This window comes from Sulfurimonas sp. HSL-3221 (genome assembly GCF_021044585.1).
Lineage (GTDB): Bacteria > Campylobacterota > Campylobacteria > Campylobacterales > Sulfurimonadaceae > Thiomicrolovo > Thiomicrolovo sulfuroxydans.
The window spans coordinates 1,340,644-1,359,167 of sequence record NZ_CP087998.1; the positions used below are offsets into that span (position 1 = coordinate 1,340,644).

Annotated in this window: 19 protein-coding genes; 13 read left to right on the forward strand and 6 right to left on the reverse strand. The window is 58.3% G+C overall.

Going from position 1 to position 18,524, the window contains the following annotated elements:
- Nucleotides 1-57: 57 nt before the first annotated feature.
- The 4 genes from hemH to LOH54_RS06830 are packed head-to-tail and all read right to left on the reverse strand — an operon-like array spanning nt 58 to nt 3,968.
- Entirely contained in the window at nt 58-1,011 is a 954-nt protein-coding gene (gene hemH, locus LOH54_RS06815; protein ID WP_231018084.1) for a ferrochelatase, read from the reverse strand.
- Complete coding sequence (locus LOH54_RS06820; protein ID WP_231018085.1) at nt 1,011-1,781, reverse strand: alpha/beta hydrolase; 771 nt, start codon at nt 1,779-1,781, stop codon at nt 1,011-1,013. Before LOH54_RS06820 ends, hemH begins: the two co-directional genes overlap by 1 nt.
- A 10-nt stretch (nt 1,782-1,791) precedes the next feature.
- Complete coding sequence (locus LOH54_RS06825) at nt 1,792-2,826, reverse strand: hypothetical protein (protein WP_231018086.1); 1,035 nt, start codon at nt 2,824-2,826, stop codon at nt 1,792-1,794.
- Between the two features lie 17 nt (nt 2,827-2,843).
- Nucleotides 2,844-3,968: an FAD-dependent oxidoreductase gene (locus LOH54_RS06830; RefSeq protein WP_231018087.1), complete on the reverse strand. Its 1,125-nt coding sequence runs from the start codon at nt 3,966-3,968 to the stop codon at nt 2,844-2,846.
- 153 nt (nt 3,969-4,121) lie between these two features.
- Between LOH54_RS06830 and LOH54_RS06835 the strand changes: the two genes are divergently transcribed.
- The 8 genes from LOH54_RS06835 to LOH54_RS06870 all read left to right on the forward strand — a co-directional run bounded on the left by LOH54_RS06835 (nt 4,122) and on the right by LOH54_RS06870 (nt 11,512).
- Nucleotides 4,122-4,790 carry a nitroreductase gene (locus LOH54_RS06835; RefSeq protein WP_231018088.1) on the forward strand — a complete coding sequence of 223 codons (669 nt, stop codon included), beginning with the start codon at nt 4,122-4,124 and terminating at the stop codon, nt 4,788-4,790.
- Between the two features lie 70 nt (nt 4,791-4,860).
- Nucleotides 4,861-6,090, forward strand: a complete 1,230-nt coding sequence (locus LOH54_RS06840) for a multidrug effflux MFS transporter (RefSeq protein WP_231018089.1) — start codon at nt 4,861-4,863, stop codon at nt 6,088-6,090.
- A gap of 98 nt (nt 6,091-6,188) precedes the next feature.
- Entirely contained in the window at nt 6,189-6,650 is a 462-nt protein-coding gene (locus LOH54_RS06845; RefSeq protein WP_231018090.1) for a hypothetical protein, read from the forward strand.
- 100 nt (nt 6,651-6,750) lie between these two features.
- Nucleotides 6,751-7,218 carry a GNAT family N-acetyltransferase gene (locus tag LOH54_RS06850; RefSeq protein WP_231018091.1) on the forward strand — a complete coding sequence of 156 codons (468 nt, stop codon included), beginning with the start codon at nt 6,751-6,753 and terminating at the stop codon, nt 7,216-7,218.
- A gap of 57 nt (nt 7,219-7,275) precedes the next feature.
- A complete protein-coding gene (locus LOH54_RS06855; protein ID WP_231018092.1) occupies nt 7,276-7,806 on the forward strand; it encodes a J domain-containing protein in 531 nt (176 codons plus the stop codon).
- A gap of 290 nt (nt 7,807-8,096) precedes the next feature.
- Complete coding sequence (locus tag LOH54_RS06860; RefSeq protein ID WP_231018093.1) at nt 8,097-9,617, forward strand: sensor domain-containing diguanylate cyclase; 1,521 nt, start codon at nt 8,097-8,099, stop codon at nt 9,615-9,617.
- 514 nt (nt 9,618-10,131) lie between these two features.
- Nucleotides 10,132-10,911 (forward strand): hypothetical protein, encoded by a 780-nt coding sequence (locus LOH54_RS06865; RefSeq protein ID WP_231018094.1) that lies wholly within the window; start codon nt 10,132-10,134, stop codon nt 10,909-10,911.
- A gap of 148 nt (nt 10,912-11,059) precedes the next feature.
- Nucleotides 11,060-11,512: a DUF4188 domain-containing protein gene (locus LOH54_RS06870; protein WP_231018095.1), complete on the forward strand. Its 453-nt coding sequence runs from the start codon at nt 11,060-11,062 to the stop codon at nt 11,510-11,512.
- On the opposite strand, the gene glyS is transcribed toward LOH54_RS06870, so the two are convergent.
- Nucleotides 11,513-13,561 (reverse strand): glycine--tRNA ligase subunit beta, encoded by a 2,049-nt coding sequence (gene glyS, locus LOH54_RS06875; RefSeq protein WP_231018096.1) that lies wholly within the window; start codon nt 13,559-13,561, stop codon nt 11,513-11,515.
- Nucleotides 13,562-13,733: 172 nt separating this feature from the next.
- Here glyS and LOH54_RS06880 point away from each other — a divergent pair, with 172 nt between their 5' ends.
- From LOH54_RS06880 to LOH54_RS06900, 5 genes are all read left to right on the forward strand, one after another.
- Nucleotides 13,734-14,210 (forward strand): HugZ family pyridoxamine 5'-phosphate oxidase, encoded by a 477-nt coding sequence (locus LOH54_RS06880; protein WP_231018097.1) that lies wholly within the window; start codon nt 13,734-13,736, stop codon nt 14,208-14,210.
- A 36-nt stretch (nt 14,211-14,246) separates the two neighbouring features.
- Complete coding sequence (locus LOH54_RS06885) at nt 14,247-15,635, forward strand: phospholipase D-like domain-containing protein (protein WP_231018098.1); 1,389 nt, start codon at nt 14,247-14,249, stop codon at nt 15,633-15,635.
- A 119-nt stretch (nt 15,636-15,754) separates the two neighbouring features.
- Nucleotides 15,755-16,144 carry a class II SORL domain-containing protein gene (locus LOH54_RS06890; protein ID WP_231018099.1) on the forward strand — a complete coding sequence of 130 codons (390 nt, stop codon included), beginning with the start codon at nt 15,755-15,757 and terminating at the stop codon, nt 16,142-16,144.
- A gap of 77 nt (nt 16,145-16,221) precedes the next feature.
- Nucleotides 16,222-16,884: a uracil-DNA glycosylase gene (locus LOH54_RS06895; RefSeq protein WP_231018100.1), complete on the forward strand. Its 663-nt coding sequence runs from the start codon at nt 16,222-16,224 to the stop codon at nt 16,882-16,884.
- Entirely contained in the window at nt 16,881-18,158 is a 1,278-nt protein-coding gene (locus tag LOH54_RS06900; protein WP_231018101.1) for a type 1 periplasmic-binding domain-containing protein, read from the forward strand. The genes LOH54_RS06895 and LOH54_RS06900 overlap by 4 nt, the downstream gene beginning before the upstream one ends.
- Here LOH54_RS06900 and LOH54_RS06905 read toward each other — a convergent pair.
- Complete coding sequence (locus tag LOH54_RS06905; protein ID WP_231018102.1) at nt 18,144-18,524, reverse strand: YbgC/FadM family acyl-CoA thioesterase; 381 nt, start codon at nt 18,522-18,524, stop codon at nt 18,144-18,146. The two genes, LOH54_RS06900 and LOH54_RS06905, sit on opposite strands and share 15 nt — an antisense overlap.

An 18,524-nucleotide genomic window follows, 5' to 3' on the forward strand; every position in this document is an offset into this window, starting at 1 on the left:
GGTCACCCCAGGCGCCCGGGCGCCTTCCCCACTATCGCATTCGCTCTTTTCCAACGTTCAGGTACGCATCTTCCCGTAGAGCGATGCCAGCGCCTCCACAAAGAGCGGGTGGTCATTCGGACAGGCCGCCACACGGTAATCTTCGAATCCAAGCTCCTCCGCCACTTCGCGGTACTCCATATCGAGTTCGTAGAGGGTCTCGGAGTTGTCGATCGTAAAGGCGATCGGGAAGACGAGCACTTTCTTGCGCTCCAGGCTTTCAAGCTTCTGCTCCAGGGAGGGCTCCAGCCACTTCATCGGGCCCACTTTTGACTGGTAGGCGATATGGATGTTGGCAAAGGAGAGCCCCGCAGCTTCGAGCATCGGCTTCAGCAGCGCGACGTGTTCGATGACATGGTGCTCGTAGGGGTCGCCTTTGTCGACGATCTTCTGCGGCAGCCCGTGCGCGGAGAATATCAGCTCAAACGCCCCCGCGTCCGCGCCGGCCATCGCTTCGCGGATACGGTCGATGATGACCGCGTTGTACGCCGCGTTGGCGTAAAAGTGCTTGATCTCCGTCACGAGGGCCTTCAATCCCAGCGCATGCATCCGCGCTTCATAATCCTCCAGGGAGGACTTTGTCGTCGTCGTCGAGTACTGCGGGTAGAGCGGGATCAGGTAGACATGCGTCACCCCCGCCGCTTTCAGTCGGGCGATGGAAACGTCCGCGAAGGGCGGCGTATAGCGCATGGCGAAATCGACGATAACCTCTTCGCCCAGCTTCGCCTGCAGTGCCGCGACGAGCTTCTTGGTGATGCCGGCGATCGGAGACCTACCGCCGAGTTTCTGGTAGACCTCCTGCGCGCTCTTCGTGCGGTTGGAGGTAATGACGCTGGCAATGAAGCGCCGGAGCAGGCCGCTCTTCATCGTCAGGATATTGGGGTCGTTGAACATGTTATGCAGGAAGGTCTGGACCTCATAGAGGTCGTTCGGGCCTCCCATATTAAGCAATATGACTGCATTTTTGGCCATCAGCACACCTTTGAGACGTCGGCGATGAAACGATCGCTGCCGAGTATTTCTGCATGATTGTACCCGCTGTATTCTTTATAGACAGCTAACCGCGGCGCTTTCGCCTTGAGTGCATGGCTCTGCTCGATCGGCACGATCTCGTCGTCGCGGCTGGCAAAGATGCTCACCGGTGCCGAAACGCCGCCGAGGTAACGGGCCGTCTCGAATCGGCAGCGCATCAGCCAGGCGGGCAGATAGGGAATCCTGAGGCGTGCCAGGGAGGGAACGTCGTAAAACGGCGCGACGAGGATCAGCTGTGTCACGCTGGTGCGCGAGGCGGCATAGGCGGCCACGCTGCTGCCGAGACTGTAGCCCATCAGCATCAGCGGACCAAAACGTTCCCGGGCGTATGTCACCAGGGCAACGGCGTCTTCAAGCAGGAGGCGCTCGCCGGGTCTGCCGCCGCTGCGCCCGTAGCCGCGGTAGTTGAAGGCGATGATGCGCCAGTCGGGGAAACGCTCGCTGAGCTTGCCGACCAGCGCTACGCTGTCCTGCTCCTTGCCGCCGAAATAGAAGACGGTGCAGCGGGGCGACTCCGGCTCATAAACGACGCCTTCGAGCACGACGTTGCCGCCGCGCACCCGTTCAACCCCCCGGAACCGCTCCGGATGCAGGTGAAAAGCGTCACGGTTCGGGTAGTAGACGGGGGCGAAGACCAGCCGGGGCCACACAAGCAAAAGAATACCCCAGAGCAGGAGGATCGCACCGAGTACCGTCAGGACAACCGCCATCGCACCCTCACTAAAGCCCCTCGAAACTGCCCGTCTCGAAACAGGCGCGCTGCCGCAGCGTCGCGAAAGCGGGATCGTCGACCGCCGCCTCGTGCGCGCCGATCGCACTGCCTTCGGCATCGTGGTACGTCGCGGCATAGAAGGATTTCCATTGCACCCCCTCTGTCAGGCCGATTTGAGCGTAGGCGTAAACGAAATCGCTGTAGGAGGGGTCGTCCGTCGCCGTCACGGCGCGGATGCGCGCGGGGTCGGGTACGGGTGGGGTATCGGTGATCCAGTCGGCGACGGTCCCCGTGACGGGCACGTCATCGGGCACGTCGTAGATGCCCGCGAGCATGCAGACGTGGCCGGCGCCGAAATACTTGGAGAGGTAGAGCGCCTGACCCGCTCCCTGCGAGTGGCCGCCGGCGTAAAGGTTCCCCCATGCCACGCCGCCCGTGCCGACGACCTTCACCGGGAAGTGAAAGCCGTTGGCTTCAAAATATGCGACGAGCTGCTGCAGCCGCGGGATAACGGCATCGGCCGCGGGCACGTCAACGACGGAGGAGAGCTCTTCGCCCGTCAGCTTCTCCGCTCTCACCTTCCCGGCGCAGTTGTCCACCTCGGGGTGGCCGCCGCACTCGGTCGTGCCGTTGACGAGGTAGCGGTTGTGGTAGGCGACGTTCAGCACGACGAAACCGTTCTGCGCGGCTTCATGCATAAAGGTCTCGGAGGAGAACTGTCCATTCTCCTGGTTGTAGGGACGGCCGAAGGTCCCGACCATATGCACGTAGACCCCTTTGACGCTGCTCCCCTCCGGCGGGAAAACGACACTGTGGTATCCGAACCCAAGCCGCTGGTCCAGAAGCGTCGCCGTGCCGAACTGATCGCGGGCGGCGGGATCGAGACGGGAGGGACGCACGGCACAGAGCAGCGTCCCGTCATCGAGGGTCTTGCTGGCGTCGCAGAGCGCGGCAGAGGGCTGATGAAAGGCGTCGGCGGAGCTGCTGCTCCCGCACCCCTGCATCAGCATCGCCGCCGCGACGAACGGAAGGAGCGTTTTCATACGACTATTGTAGCAGATCACTTCCCGGCGCGTTTCGCCCAACGGTAGAGGAAACGGGTCGGATCGAGCGCCTCGGGGAGGGGCTTGCCTTCCAGCAGCGATTCGGCAAGGGTGCGTGCGAGCAGCGGGCCCATGACGAAACCGTAGCCGCCCGTGCCGTTGATCATGTAGAGCCCGGGATGATAGACAAGCGATGCGGCGTCGCTTTTGACGCCCTTTGTGAGCCCCGGAAACGCCCGCAGCGACGCCTCGGCGTCGGCGACCCTGCCCACCAGCGGATAGTAGTCGTTGGAACCCGAACGCAGACCCGTATAGTCTTTCACGACTTCGACATGCTCCAGCCTGACGGTCCGCGCCGCCTTCTCCAGCAGTTCCGCCCGCCCCTGCGCGACATCATAGGGCTCCGTCGCCGTCAGCGGATCGTAATGCACGTCGTGCGTCGCCCCGATGGCACCCTCCCCGTTCTCGCCGGTCGCGGCGATGGAGACGTACTGGTGCAGGTGGCACGGCAGCGGTGTCGTCGTCTTGATATCGACACGGTGCCCCCAGACGGCCCGCAGTGTAATATGCGGCATCGCAACGACGGGCCTATAAGCCCCCGTTGCCAGGATGACCCGTTTTGCACGGATCGCGCCGACCGTCCAGAAGCCAGATTCATATTTTATAATATTAATATCATCCAATATAAAGTCGGAGCCTTCCGCCAAACGTGTACATACTGCCTGGGCGTTAACCAGCCCGCTCCGGGCCAATACGACACGCTCGAAGGCTTCCGTCTCCCTCATAAGCGGCGCCTCGGGCATCGCTGAGAGCATCGGCAGCGCCGTCGTTTCCCTGAACGCCCTTACCTTTTCGTTCTCGTCCTCGTACTTGGCAAAGTGGATCAGGGATGCGACGCGGATCAGGTCTGGGAAATGGCGCTCGTAAAAATCGAGGGAGAAGAGATAGCTCTCCTCCATCAGCGCCTTGAGGGGGCCGCCCTTGGAGAACTTGGGTGAGACGAAGGCCCCCGCCGCCCCGCTGCCGCCCGCGGCGATCCCTTCGCGGTCGATCAGGGCGACTTTCTCGCCCCCCTGCGTCAAAAAATACGCCGTGGCGCAGCCGTTGATTCCGGCGCCGATAATGGCCGTGTCGTAGGTCAAAAGACTCCTTTTTCGTTTGGCTTAGTGTAACGCAACTCCGGTTCAAAACTCGTACACTCCCCCCGCCGGAGCAGGATCAATGTTGGTCTTTGAGTGTTATACTGCCGCCAAGAGCATACCCGCTGTCACAAACCGCGCAGCATGAGGAATCCGATGAAAACACTTGACGCACTCCTGGAACGAAAATCAGTCAGGGCCTACCTCGACAAAACGGTGGACCACGCGACCGTCATGGCGATCCTCGAACATGCAAAGCATGCACCCTCCGGCGTCAACATGCAACCGTGGCGCGTCTGCATCGTCAGCGGCAGCATGAAAAGGCGGATCGAAACGAAGGTTATCCAGGCCTTCGAAGCGGGCGAAAAAGCCCGCATGGATTACCGCTACTACCCGCCGCACTGGGAGGAACCTTACCGGAGCCGGCGCAAAGAGACGGGCCTGCAGATGTACAGAGCCCTGGGGATAGGCAGAGAGGACAAAGCGGCCCAGGCCGAACAGTGGAAAGCCAACTACAGGGCCTTCGATGCCCCGGTCGTCCTCTACTTTTTTATCGATGCCGCGCTGGAAAAGGGTTCCTGGCTCGATTACGGCATGTTCCTGCAGTCCGTGATGATCGCGGCAACGTCCCTGGGGCTTGGGAGCTGCCCGCAGGCCGCCCTGGCCGAATACCCGTACATCGTACGCGATGTGCTGGGCATCGGCAGCGACAAGACCCTGCTGTGCGGCATGGCTCTGGGCTATGAGGACAAGACGGCCCCGATCAACGGCTATCGGACGGCGCGCGTCCCCTTGGAATCATTCGCCGCCTTCTACGATGCCTGAAGCTGAAAGCGTTCCCCCGTTGCCCCACACCGGCCGATCCTGAAGCCGATCCGTGCTAAAAAGGTTTATGATGAAACCGCAGACACACCAACCATCCTTTAAAGAGTTCGTCCTGTTGATGAGCCTGATGACCGCCGCGGCGGCCCTGGCCATCGACGCCGTCATGCCCGCGCTCAGCACCATCGGCACGGCCCTGCAGGTGCAGACGGACAACGACCGCCAGCTGATCATCTCCCTGCTGTTTGCCGGGATGGCCTTGGGGCAGCTGCTCTACGGCCCGCTGAGCGATAGCTTCGGCCGGAAGCGCGCCATCTACGTCGGGTTCGGCCTCTACATCACGGGTTCCGCCATCGCCCTGCTCAGTCCGAACCTGACCGTCATGCTCTTCGGCCGCTTTCTGCAGGGCCTCGGTGCCGCCGGACCGCGCATTGTCTCCGTGGCGCTGATCCGTGACCTCTACGAAGGGCGCATGATGGCACGGGTGATGTCCTTTGTCATGAGCATCTTCATCTTCGTTCCCGCCGTCGCCCCGGCGCTGGGCGAAGGGCTCCTCTACCTCTGGGGGTGGCAGGCGATCTTCGGACTCTTTATCGCCGTCGCCGCGGTGACGCTGGTCTGGTTCAGCCTGCGCCAGCCGGAGACCCTGCCGAAGGAGCGGCGCATCCCGCTCTCGCCCGCGCACATTCTCACCGGCGTCGTCGAAACCTGCAAGAACCGCACCGCGCTGGGGTATACCGTCGCCATGGGTTTTGTCTTCAGCGTCTTTATGGGCTATCTCAGCTCCGCCGAGCAGATCTTCCGCGACACCTACGACGCCGGGGAGCTCTTCGCCCTCTACTTTGGCATTTTTGCTCTCTCTATCGGCCTCGCCTCCTACCTCAATGCACGGCTGGTGATGCGCTATGGGATGCGTCCGCTCAGTGCCTCGGCGCTCGCGGCCCTCACCCTCCTCTCGCTCCTCTTTTTCGCCTATGCTTACGCCCATAACGGCGTGCCGCCGTTTTGGAGCTTTATGATTTACGGCCTGCTCACCTTCTTCTGCTTCGGCCTGCTCTTCGGTAACCTCAATGCCATGGCGATGGAGCCGCTGGGACACATTGCCGGTATCGGCGCCGCGGTTGTCGGTTCGCTCTCGACCTTCATCGCCCTGCCCATCGGCGTGACGATAGGCCGCCTCTACGACGGCGGTATCCTCGCCCTCGTCGGGGGCTTCGCCCTGCTCGGCGCCGCCGGGCTTGCCGTCGTGCGCCGCACCGGCCGCGAAACGATGCAGCGCGTCCCCGTTCCTGCGGACGACTGAATCCACCAGGTTACATATTAATTAATATACTATATAGTCATCGCCATTCCGGGAGCTTTTTTTGCATTGATGCGGCACAATACGGCAAAAGGAGTCCCATGGAAACGCACAAGGACAGAGTCTTCCTGAGAGGCCGCGGGGGAAGCGACGCGGCGCACCAGGCCGACGAGGCGCTCTACCACGAGCTGCTCGTCCGCCACGACGAACTCGAACGCACGACACAGAGAACCGATGAGGGGATCGAAACGGTCACCCGCGTCACCTCCGGGGACGCCAAGCTCGTTACCATTCTGCACGAGCACGTCGTCGGGATGAAGAAGCGCTACGACGGCGGCCGCGCCGTGCGCTCCTGGGACCCGCTCTTTGTCGAGCTCTTCGACAACCGCGACGCCATGACGCTGGCATGGGAGATGCTCGAAGACGGCATCAAGGTTACCCTTACCTCCGACGATCCCGCTGTCGTCGGCATTATCCACCGCCACGACGACACCCTGCAGATGTTCGTCCGTTACGGCCTGCAGGCGTCGCGCCACGAAAGCCCTTACCAGCCGGAGGCGTAACGCGACACAACGTCCGCATTCGGACGACAATTACCTGGCATCTTTTTTGCAGATTCCCGACCATGATAACGACAACTACCAATATTCAGGAAAAAAACTGATGCGATGGCAATGGTCACTGTTTGAAACACTCTCCCCCTGGGAAATTCTGGAGATTATGAAACTCCGGCAGGCCGTCTTTGTCGTGGAGCAGGCATGCGCCTACCAGGATGCAGACGATCTTGATCCGTTTTCGTGGCACCTTACGGGGTGGGAAGAGGATTCGAAGGGAAAGCGGCTCGTCGCCTATCTGCGCGTCGTCTTCCCGGGCAGGAAGTTTGAAGAACCCTCCATTGGGCGCGTCATCACCCCATTGGCGCTGCGCGGCAGAGGCCTGGGCAGCGCGCTCATCCATGAAGCGATAGAACGTATCCCTTCTCTTTTCCAGAAGGAGTCCATTCGCATCTCCGCGCAGCAGCGTTTAGAGCCCTTTTATGCCGCTTTCGGCTTTGAAACGGTCTCCACCCCCTACGATGAGGACGGCATCCCCCACGTCGAAATGCTCAGAATGCCCCAGAACGACAACTGATCGGCTCCCAGTAGTACGTATATTGCATCTCCTGCCGAACACGCAAGGAGACAGGTCATGCAAGAGCGTTCGTGGGAAGAGGAGCAATTCATCATCTGGAACAGCGCGCTCGGTCTGCGCGACTTTGTCATGATCGACCGGGTCGAAGGCGACGAAGGAAGCCGGGTCGCCTGGCTGGAAGAGCCCTACGAGATGGTCGGCCCCTTCGACTTCGACGAGTTCGTCTCCACCGGCTGCATCAGTTTCGCCGCCTGTGTCGTCATGTCCCGCCAGAAGTGGAACACGGACCGCACCCAGCTGCTGCAGGAGTCCATGGAGCGGCGCCGCAAAAACCAGGAGAAGATTTTCGAGGACCTGGCACGGCGCAACCGGCACAAGCGGCGCCACGGCTCACCTTTCCAGCAGTTCAACGAGCGGGAGATGCGCGAGCTCCTGGAACTGCCCGTCGACGGCGAGCTCGAAGCGGCACAGATCAAAGCCGCCTACCGCCGCCGTGCCAAAGAGGCGCACCCCGACGTCGGCGGCAGCCACGAGCTCTTTGTCCAGATCACGGAAGCGCGCAACCTCCTGCTCGAGTTCATCTCCTAAGGCAATACCGATCCGTCCACCAACACAGTGGATGATACCGATTAAATTACATGTTTCACTCAAATAAATATCAATAAATTATGTTATATTGTTATCTCTTACTAATTTTTTTCGAATGGAAAAAATACAATGAGAGTAGATAATCTATCAATCAAATGCCGTTGAGCAAAGTATCACAGGTTCCATGTTGCGTTCCCTGCGCCATGGCATCTGGTCTATACGACGCAGAGCACAGTAGCGCGGGAGATGACTATCATGAATCAACGAACTGACGACGCGGCGGGATCGGAATGAAACGGCAGGTACCGGCCTCTCGAACAAGCGATTATCGGTCTGACACGTTGGCGATGGAACAGATGCGGGTGCTCTACTCCCATCTCCCCTCATCGCTTGCCGTCAGTGCCATGCTCGCATTGATCCTTGTCATGCTGCAGGCGCCCGTCATTGCACCCGGTGTACGGTATGGCTGGCTGGCGCTCCTGTGCGCTGTTCTGCTGAGCCGGGTGGGCCTGCTGTTCGCCTGGAGACGCGCGGGAGGCACCATTTCCCCGGCTGACGCCGATCGCTGGCTGCTGCGGTTTCGGTTCACGCTCATTGTCACCGGCATCGTCTGGGGGATCGGCGGCGTGCTGCTGGTCCCTGCCGACAGTATCTCCCATCAGGTCTATGTTGCATTCACCCTTGCCGGACTGAGTGCCGGCAGCGCCACAGTACTGGCCATTGACCGCAAATCCGTGGTCGGCTTTATCCTCCCCGTTCTCTTATCGCTGATTGTGCCGCTTGTAGCCGCGGATGATACTGATTCTCTGGGGATGGGTGTGATGCTCTCCTTGTTCCTGCTCTTTTTGGTCATCAGCGCCCGCCAAACCGGGCTTAGGCTCGAAGAAAATTTCCATCTGCGCGTCAAGGCCGTTCAAAATGAGGCCAGGCTGCTGCGAATGTTGGAGAGCAGCCCCATTGCGACGCGCATCGCGGATCTGGTCAGTAACAGCGTGGTGTTCGCCAACAGTCGTTACAACGCCCTGCTCGAACTGCCTGCGGAAGAGGTCATCGGTATACAACCCTCCCGCTACTACGCCCATCCGGAAGAGCTTTCCGATATTGATGCCATTGTCACCAAGGGGGAAAAAGTTGTCGACAGATTGATAGAACTCCGCTCACCCGGGTCGTCTCCGTGGACCAAATGGGTCCTGGCTTCCTACTTCCCGATGGAATATCACGGCAAACCGGCAGTGCTTGGATGGTTTTACGATATCACCGATCGCAAACTGGAGGAAGATGAAGTCGAGCACGAGGCCTTCCACGATATGTTGACCGGCCTGCCGAACCGTCTGCACTTCCACAACCAGATTCATAAAGCGATTGCTGGTGCCGAGCGCAAGGGTACCGACCTCGCCCTGATGTTTATCGATCTGGATAAGTTCAAACCCGTCAACGATCGATTCGGTCACGACATCGGCGATATGCTGCTCAAGGCGGTTGCCGGTCGCCTTGTCGACTGTCTGCGTCAAACCGATATCGCCGCGCGTATCGGCGGTGACGAATTTGTGGTGCTGCTTTCCGACGTCGGTGGCGAACACAACGCCGTTGCGATCGGAGAGAAGATCAGACATGCGCTGGCGATGCCGTTCAAGATCGTGGGGCAGATGATCAACATATCCTCAAGCATCGGGGTGGCCATCTATCCCAAGGATGCCGCACAGGAGGACGAGCTTATCAAGCGCGCGGACATCGCCATGTACAACGCCAAAGCCAAAGGGCGAAACAGTGTGGTAACCTATAAGCCGGGAATGCAGGGGGAAGGCGACTAATCTCTGTTAGGAGACTGATGGCTACCTGCACACGCATTTGAAGGGAAATTGCTCCATCTATGTACGAGCTTCGATAAAATCGAGTACGGCGGTTCCATCTCGATTCGCTGCGACAAGTGAGATATTGTAAGAGTGCTTGACTAAAAAAAGCGCGCGAACTCCCACTAAAACTCGTTCCATAACCACTTTTTCTACGAAGATATTCTGCATTATTGACCGAAAATGCTTATATCCACTCGATAACCATCATAGCATTTTCAGATTCCAATCTTTTCCACCTACATAGCAAAGAGAGATTGTAATACGAGAAATATAAAACGTTTAACTCTGTTTAATATAATATAAATACTGACAATACTCTGCTAGAATGTATACCAATAAGTAGTTAGGCCATACGGAAAACACTTTACGTAGGGCACACGAAAGTTTTTTATTACATGCACGATATTCTTACTTTGATCGACTTCAACTGATCAATGTAAGTTATTCTTTTGATCTTAAGGAGGTGGATATTATGATTGATCTATTCTCAAAGTTGAGTGATACACCTATACCAAATGTATTAGTTATATCCGGCATCATATTTTTATTGTTGGCTGTAGCTGGAAAAGTAGGGGCTAATCTTTCTATACCGCCTAATAGGCAAAAAACGGCGGCATTAATTGGTTCGATTCTACTTACTGGTGGTATCGCGATGTTTGTGGTACCAAGTTCGAGCACACTGAATGGTGATCAACAAAAATCTATAGTAAAAGAAAAAATAAACTCTAATCAGCACCAAAAAGATACAACCTCTAATGAATTCTCTGTACAAGATCAGAAGAACCAAAATCTTCAGCAGTATAGATCTGAAGATAATATTAGACAGGCAATCAAATATGCCAGTACATGGGAAATTAGTGCAAAGCGTCATCTCGATATATCTATATTAGAAGGTTATTATGTTGGAGAAGCCCTGAAAAACCAGAAATTTATTATAGGAGAATTTAAAAGACAAGGATTATTTCCGGTATGCGAAGTAAATAATAGAAAGTTCCATAATGTCAACTTTCTTGAAGATAAGGATTTAGCATATGTAGATGTCACTGAGGTATGGAACTGTGCATATTATTCAATAGACAGTGGGAATTGTGCAAATCAATATGAACAAGCCGATACCATTAGGCAAACAATCATTTTGAGATTAAAGGAATCTGGATGGATGATTAGTGCAGTAAACTTCAATCCATCAAATGTGGAATCTTCCATGGTTCCGTGTAAAAACATTTGGCCATCTAATATCAAGTTTAAGTGATGAACTGACAGTACTAAGCCTAACAGACCAAAGGAGACCAATCAAAAACCTATCCATAGGTTTTTGATTGATCATTTTATACGTAATCAATTATTATAAGAAAGAAATTCAAAGTAGGAAATCCATGCCAACAATCCACGAAAAGCGAATGACTGCCAGACCCGAAGAGGAGTTCGTCGTCTTCCTGATCGGGATGCGCATCAACAAACCGTGGAAAGTCCACAAGTGGCTGCCCGTCGCGCTGGCGATGCCGCGGATGCTCAAAGAGCTGCAGGCGGACCCGGAGCTGGGACTGCTGCATTACGAGCAGTGGTTTGGGCGCACAATCATCCTGGTACAGTACTGGAAGTCTTTCGAACACCTGGAGCAGTTCGCGGGGCTCAAAGACGGGGAGCACCCGCCCGCATGGGCGCAGTTCAACAAGCGCGTGGGTTCAAGCGGCGACGTGGGCATCTGGCACGAGACCTATGTCGTTCGGCCGGGACAGTATGAAAACATTTATCACAATATGCCGCAGTTCGGGCTGGCGAAGGCGTTCGGTTTTGTCGAAGCGGAGGGCCGCCATACGACGGCCAGGGGGCGCCTGGAGGGCGAGAAGTAGTTAGATCGAGATCTCTTTGATGTCCGCGATGCCCAGCAGCGTCTTGTAGACGGAGGCGACGAGGGCTTTGCGGTTGTAGCGGACGGCTTCGTCCTCGGCATTGACCATAACGTTGTCAAAGAAAGCGTCGAGCTGCGGTTTCAGGCCGAAGAGCGCGTCAAGCTCCGCTTCGTAACTGTCGTACTCGGCGTCGACGACGGCTTTGAAGGCTTTGTAGAGCGCACCCTCTTCCACCGCCTCGAAACGGCTGAGGTCGATATTGAGCGGTCCGTTGACATCGAAGTCCTTGGTGATGTTCGCGACGCGCTTGAAGGTCGAGAACATCGTGGAGAAGCTGTCGGACTCCACGAAGCTAGCGACGGCCTTGATCTTCGCGTCGAGGGAGAGGATCTCCCGTTCGCCGGAGGCGAGAACCGCCGCGACGATGGAGGGGTTGACCTTGTAGTACTGGTTGACCCGCTCGATAAAGAAGGATTCGAGCTTTTCGAAGTCGATCCCCTCGTATTTGGCGCCGAGTTCGCGCAGGGTCGCTGCGATGTCGAAAGGCAGGTCGTGTGCCAGGGCGATGCGGACGATCCCGTTGACGGCGCGGCGCAGACCGAAGGGGTCGCGGGAGCCGGTCGGAATCTGGTCGACGCTGAAGAGTCCCAGAAGCGTGTCGAGCTTGATCGCGAGGGCCACGAGGGCGCTGAAGCGTGTCGAAGGTACCGGGGAGTCCTCGCCTTCGGGGAGGTACTGCTCTTTGATGGCGAGGGCGACTTCGTCCGCTTCGCCCAGGGCCTGCGCGTAGTAGTAGCCCATCAGACCCTGCAGCTCGGTAAACTCGTAGACCATTTCGCTCATCAGGTCGGCCTTGGCCAGTTCGACGGCGCGCTGCAGCAGCTCCTGGTTCATCTCGTAGGAGAGGCTGTTCTCCGCCGTCACGAGGTCGCCGTAGCGCTCAAAGAGGGCGTCGGCGATGTCATGCTCGCGGTTGATCTTGTCGCGCAGCGTTCCCAGACCGTCCATAAAGACGACCTTCTCGAGCCCCTCGGTGCTGAGCCCCTTGTTGAGGTCGTTGTCGTAAAAGAAGAGCGCATCGGCCAGGCGCGGGCGCAGGACCCGCTCGTTGCCTTCGACGACTTTGCTGAAGTCTTCTGTCAGGGCGTTGGAGACGACGACGAACTGGTTGACGAGCTTACCGTCCTTGAAAACGGGGAAGTAGCGCTGGTGCTCCTTCATGGAGGTGATGATGACCTCCGGCGGCAGGCGCAGGAAGGTATCGTCGAAGCTGCCCAGCAGCGGCGTCGGGTGCTCCGTGATGGCGATAACCTCGTCGAGCAGGTCGGCATCTACCTCGATGGCAATGCCGTGCTCTTTTTCAAGGGCTTCAAAAGCGTCGAGAATCGTCTTGCGGCGGTCGTCGGCGAAGAGCGTGACCGCGCCCGATTCGAGCAGCTCGAAATACTGCTTCTCGTCCGCGACCATCTGCGGCTCGAAGCTGTGCATGCGGTGCACGTAGGTGACCGGGGCGCTCTTGACGTTGAAAAGCGTCATGTCGACGTTCTCGCCCTCCATCATGACGTTGACCCAGCGGATCGGGCGGATGAAGCTCTCTTCGAGCGCGCCCCAGCGCATGGATTTGCCGAAGCTGAGGCTTTTCAGCCACTGGGAGAGCATTCCCTCGAGCAGCGCCTGGGACGGTTGCCCCTTGATCTCTTTTTTATAGTAGAGGACCTCTTTGCCGCCCTTTTCCGCGCGGCCGACCTCGTCCAGCGAGACGCCGCATTTGCGGGCAAACCCCTCCGCCGCCGGCGTCGCTTTGCCCTCTTTGTATGCGATGGCTACCGGCGCTCCGAAAAGCTCCTCGGTTGTGTCGTCCTGGGCGGTCTTGAACTCGCGGTGCCACAGCACGAGGCGGCGCGGCGTGTAGTAGAACTCGAACTCGCACATCAGCGCATTGTCCTCGAGCACTTTCGCCCACTTCTTCTCGATGTTTGCAAGCTCGCCCAGCAGCGGTACCGCCGGCAGCTCCTCTACCCCGATCTCGATCAATAGTGTCTTCAGCATATCTATCCCGTCGAATAAAAAGTATCGCGATTTTAGCGCGTGGCAGGTTAAAAGCGGATGATAGATGCCCCGCCCGGGGGCCATTGCCCGTTAAAACGGCACGCTCCCACCGTTTTTTTACGCAGGTACCCTATAATAGGGACACATTTCGCCATTGAAAAGGCCTAAACCTATGCTCGATTTTCTCTCCGCCTTCCGAAGCACCGTTATCGGGACCGTCGACGCCGACGGTTTCCCCTTCTCCTCCTACGCCCCCTTTATCCGGGACGATCACCGCTGCTACGTCTTTATCAGCGACATCGCCCGCCATGCGGCCAACCTCCGCCGGGAGGGACGCGCTTCGCTCTTTTTTATCGAGGACGAATGTAATGCCGCGAACCTCTTTGCCCGCAAGCGGGTCTCGCTGCAGTGCGAAACGCGCATCATCCCCCGCGCCACCGAGCGCTTCGACGCCGTCATGTCCCGTTTCAAGGAGACTTTCAACCCCGAGCTGATCTCAGGCCTGATGCAGATGCAGGACTTCAACCTTTACGAATTCATCCCTGTCGCCGGGGAAGCCGTTTTCGGTTTCGGCGAGGCATATACCCTCGGCGGGGAGCATATGGAGACCCTCCTCCCCCGCCGCGGCGGCGGGCACAAAAAGGGGTGAATCACGCTATGCTGTCGGTAAACGCAAAGGGGTGATATGAATTTCGACTGGCTGCACCTGCTGCTCTTTCACACCTTTGTCATCCTCGGCGAACTGATGGTCATCGCCTCGCTGCTGCATATGGTCTACCAGCGGCGCACCCCGGCAAGCATGATGGCCTGGATGCTCGCCATCGTGCTGCTGCCCTATGCAGCCGTTCCCCTCTACTTCGTCCTGGGGTCGCGCAAACGCCGATCGCGCTACCTCAAGACGGCCTTCGACATGCGCGAGACCGAGGCCGCCGTTACCCAGGCCAACCCCATCGACGGCATCCTGCGCAGTAACGGCATCCCCGGGGCGACTTCCGGTAACCGTTTGACCATGCTCTTCGAGGGGACGGAGGCCTACAGCGCCCTCCTGGAGCAGATCCGTGCGGCGCGGGAGAGCATCTGGCTGAGCACCTACGTTCTCAAGCATGACGCGGTGACGGCGACGCTTTTCGAAGCGCTCATCGCCAAACGGCGCGAGGGCATCGAGGTGAAGCTCCTCATCGACGCCCTGGGCTCCTGGCCGCTCTACTTTTGGCAGTTTCCCCTTCGTGCCCTGCGCAGCGCCGGGGTGGAGGTCTGCTTCTTCATGCCGATCCTGCGGATGCCGTTTCGCAACTACATCAACCTCCGCAACCACCGCAAGATCTATCTTTTCGACCGCACCACGGTGCTGACCGGCGGCATGAACCTCTCCGCCGAATACATAGGCCCCGATGTCGAACCGAAACGGTGGGAGGACCTGCTCTTTCGCATCGAAGGGCCGGCGGCCTACCACTACGCGGAGATCTTCGCCGCCGACTGGGCCTACGCCTCGGAAGCGGCGCCCCCCGCGCCGGGCACCCCCGTCCATACCGACGGCGATGCCTACGTGCAGGTCGTTCCCTCCGGCCCCGATGTGGCGGGCGACGCCCTCTTCGAGGCGCTTCTGAGCGCCGTCTACGCCGCCCGCGAACGCATCTGGATCGTCACGCCTTATTTCGTCCCCGACGCTTCGCTGATGCAGGCGCTCACCATCGCCAACACCAAGGGCGTCGACGTCAAGCTCATCACCCCGCGGGACTCCAATCACCTTCTCGCCGATCTCGCCCGCAGCAGCTACATGCGCGAGCTCGAAGAGGCCGGCATCCACGTCGCCCTTTACGAGGGGCCGATGCTCCATGCGAAGGCGATCCTTTTCGACAATCTCGGCGCCATGCTGGGATCGGTCAATATCGACAACCGCAGCCTGCTGCTCAACTACGAAGTCGTCAGTTTCGCCTACTCCGAACGCATCATCAGCGAGACCGAATCATGGATGGAAAAACTGCTCTCCCGCTCGACGACAGTGGTGCACCCGGCGGGGCGTCTGCGGCGGCTCGGGGAGAACCTGATGCGCCTTATCGCACCGCAGCTGTAGCCCCGCTTTCCCGGGCCCTTAGGGATTTATTAAATCAGATATAATTTCTCTTATTTATGTTTTATTAAATCTTTGCAGGTGTACAATGCACGCGTAAATCAAAAACAGAAGGAAATGCCATGCCAACTATCAACCGCTATGTCGACATCGACACTGTCGAGCGCGAAGCAAAAAAAGACTACATCGACCGCCACTCTCCGTTCATCCACTGTGACGCAACGGCGAAAAAAGGTGAAAAATTCCCGGTAACGGTCAAAATGGGTAACGAGTACACTCACCCGGACGATCCGGACCACTTCATCGAGAGCATCCGCCTCTTCAACGGCGAAACACTCCTCGGTGAAGCTTCTTTCACTTCCGGCATGCTCGGCGGACAGGATATGAAAGGTCACGCAGAAGTGACTTTCAACATCATCCCGAGCAAAAAGATGAAGCTGGTTGCGCAGGCTTACTGTACGAAACACGGTCTCTGGGAAAACGAGCCCGTCGACGTCGCAGTCGAAGACTGATTTCCCTCTTCCGCCGCGCCTTTGCGGCGGTTTTTTTATAATCCCCTTTTAACACCGCATTCACTATACTCTGATTCATGAAATCGTACCAGAACGCTGCGCTACTGCAGAACCTTTACCGGCTCAAAGCCCTGGGTTTCGACTACTGCGACCCGGTCATCGTCAACCCGCGCAACGTTGAAGGGGAGCTCCCCGACGATCTTGCCTCCCTGCAGCGCATCGTCGCGAACTGCCACCTCTGCGACCTGGCCAAGATCCGCCGCCAGAGCATGGTCGGTACGGGCAGCGGCGGCGCGGACCTCATGATCATCGACGCCTACGTCTCCATGGCCCAGGACGAGAGCGGAGACTACTTCGCCGGCCGCTCCGGGGCCTCGCTGGAGAGCATGATCACCAACGTCCTCGGACGCCCTACGGCGTCGGTCTACCTGACCCATGCCGTCAAGTGCAAAGGGGCCGGGACCCAGAAGCCGACGCCATCGGAGTGCAGCAGCTGCAAGCCCTACTGGCGCAAAGAGATCGAACTGCTCCGCCCGAAGGTCATCGTCACCCTCGGGCCCGACGCCTACCGCATCGTCACCGACGACAGCACCCCTTTCGAACAGGTGCGCGGGCACAAGATCGACTATGACAAAGGCACGCTTCTCGTGCCGCTGTACCACCCGCAGTACCTGCTGCGCAACCCGTCGCTCAAAAAGGTGACGTTCTTTGACCTTCAAAATATCAAGGCTGCCCTGTGAAAACCCTTCTGCTTACCCTGTTACTGCTCCCCGTGCTGCTCTTTGCCCGCAGCGGCATCGTCTCCGGCGTTCCCCTGCCCAAGACCTACGTGCTCAACCTCGACCCCTACGAATGCGACACCGACTGCCTCGAGGATCTCGTCGATCACGAGCAGTTCTTCTCCCTGCTCGCGCAGATGCCCGAACCGATCGAGGATGAGGAGCTGAACGAACAGCGCCTCATCTACGTCGCGCTGTTCAATATCGACGGGGCCGTCATCGGCACCGGGGTACGTTTCGCACTGCTCCTGCCCGAACGCGTCATCGGGCGCTACGCCGCATCCACGACGAACAGCGTCCTGGCCTACCTGCTGGGCAAAAACCGCGACTTCGAGCTCAAAACCTTCAATATCGGGACCGAAAGCCCCGATGACATCCGTGCCGGTCTCAGCGCCGTCAGCCAGGAGCACTTCCACTACGTCATCGCCCCCTTCACCAAAAAGGGCGCCGAAACCCTCGTACAGCTCCGCCCGCGCTGCAACGTCTACCTTCCCACCGTCAACATTGCCGACGTCAACGCCACCGAGCTCGAGGAGGACGACGGACACTTCTACTTCGGCGGGATCGACTACCGGGCGCAGATCGGAAAGCTTGTGGAGAACGCCACGCCGCCGCTGGTGATCTTCTACGACCAATCCGCCCTGGGCGAAGAGCTGAAAAACGCGGCGGAGTCCGCCTACATGGAGCGCTTCTCGGACGACGACCCCCTCAGTTACGAGGCGGCGGGCCGTGCCGTTTACGCCTACCCCATCGACAAGCGGACCACGAACCTGAAACACATTCTCGACCAGAATGAACGGCTCCAGCACGGTACCTTCCTGCTCAACACCCCGCTCATCAAAAGCGCGATGATCATGTCGCAACTGACCCTCTACGATGCCAACGCCACCCAGGTACTTGCAACGCAGATCGGCTACAACTCCATGCTCTTCGACATCACCCAGCCCCAGGACCGCGAGCACATGCTCGTCGCCAACTCCATCGGCAAGCAGAACGGGGTCCTCGTCGAAAGCAACAAGCTGCTGCAGAACGACATTGAATACGACTGGATCAACTACGCCACGACGCTGGGCGTCGACTACTTCTACTCCCTCGCTGCCGGAACGCCGCGCGAATATACGATTCCCATCGAAGATCATCAGGTGGCCTACCCCGTCACGCTCTACCGCGCCGGGATATCAAAGTTTGCGTTGCTGGATGAAGAGGAGGAAGACGAGGGATCACTCTTCGAGTAGGGCTTTGAGCTTCTCCCGCTTGGCGGCATCGAGCCGCCCGACCCGCCCGTCGGTCATGAGGTAGACCAGCCGGACATCGAGGGTAAAGAGCAGTTCGTTTCCGCGCCGTACGCTCTGATGCATCTGCAACCCCGTACCCCTTACAGACACGACCTCCGCGGAGACCTCCAACAGATCCCCTAGCACCGCCGAACCAAGGTAATCCGCTTCGATGTGCCGCACGACGAAATGGCCCCCTTCAAAGAGGGGCGACTCCCCCTTCGAGAAGAAGAGCTCGCTGCGGGCGCGCTCGCAGAACTTCAGGTAGTTCGCGTAGTAGACGACCCCGCCCACGTCCGTATCTTCATAATAGACGCGTAACGTCAT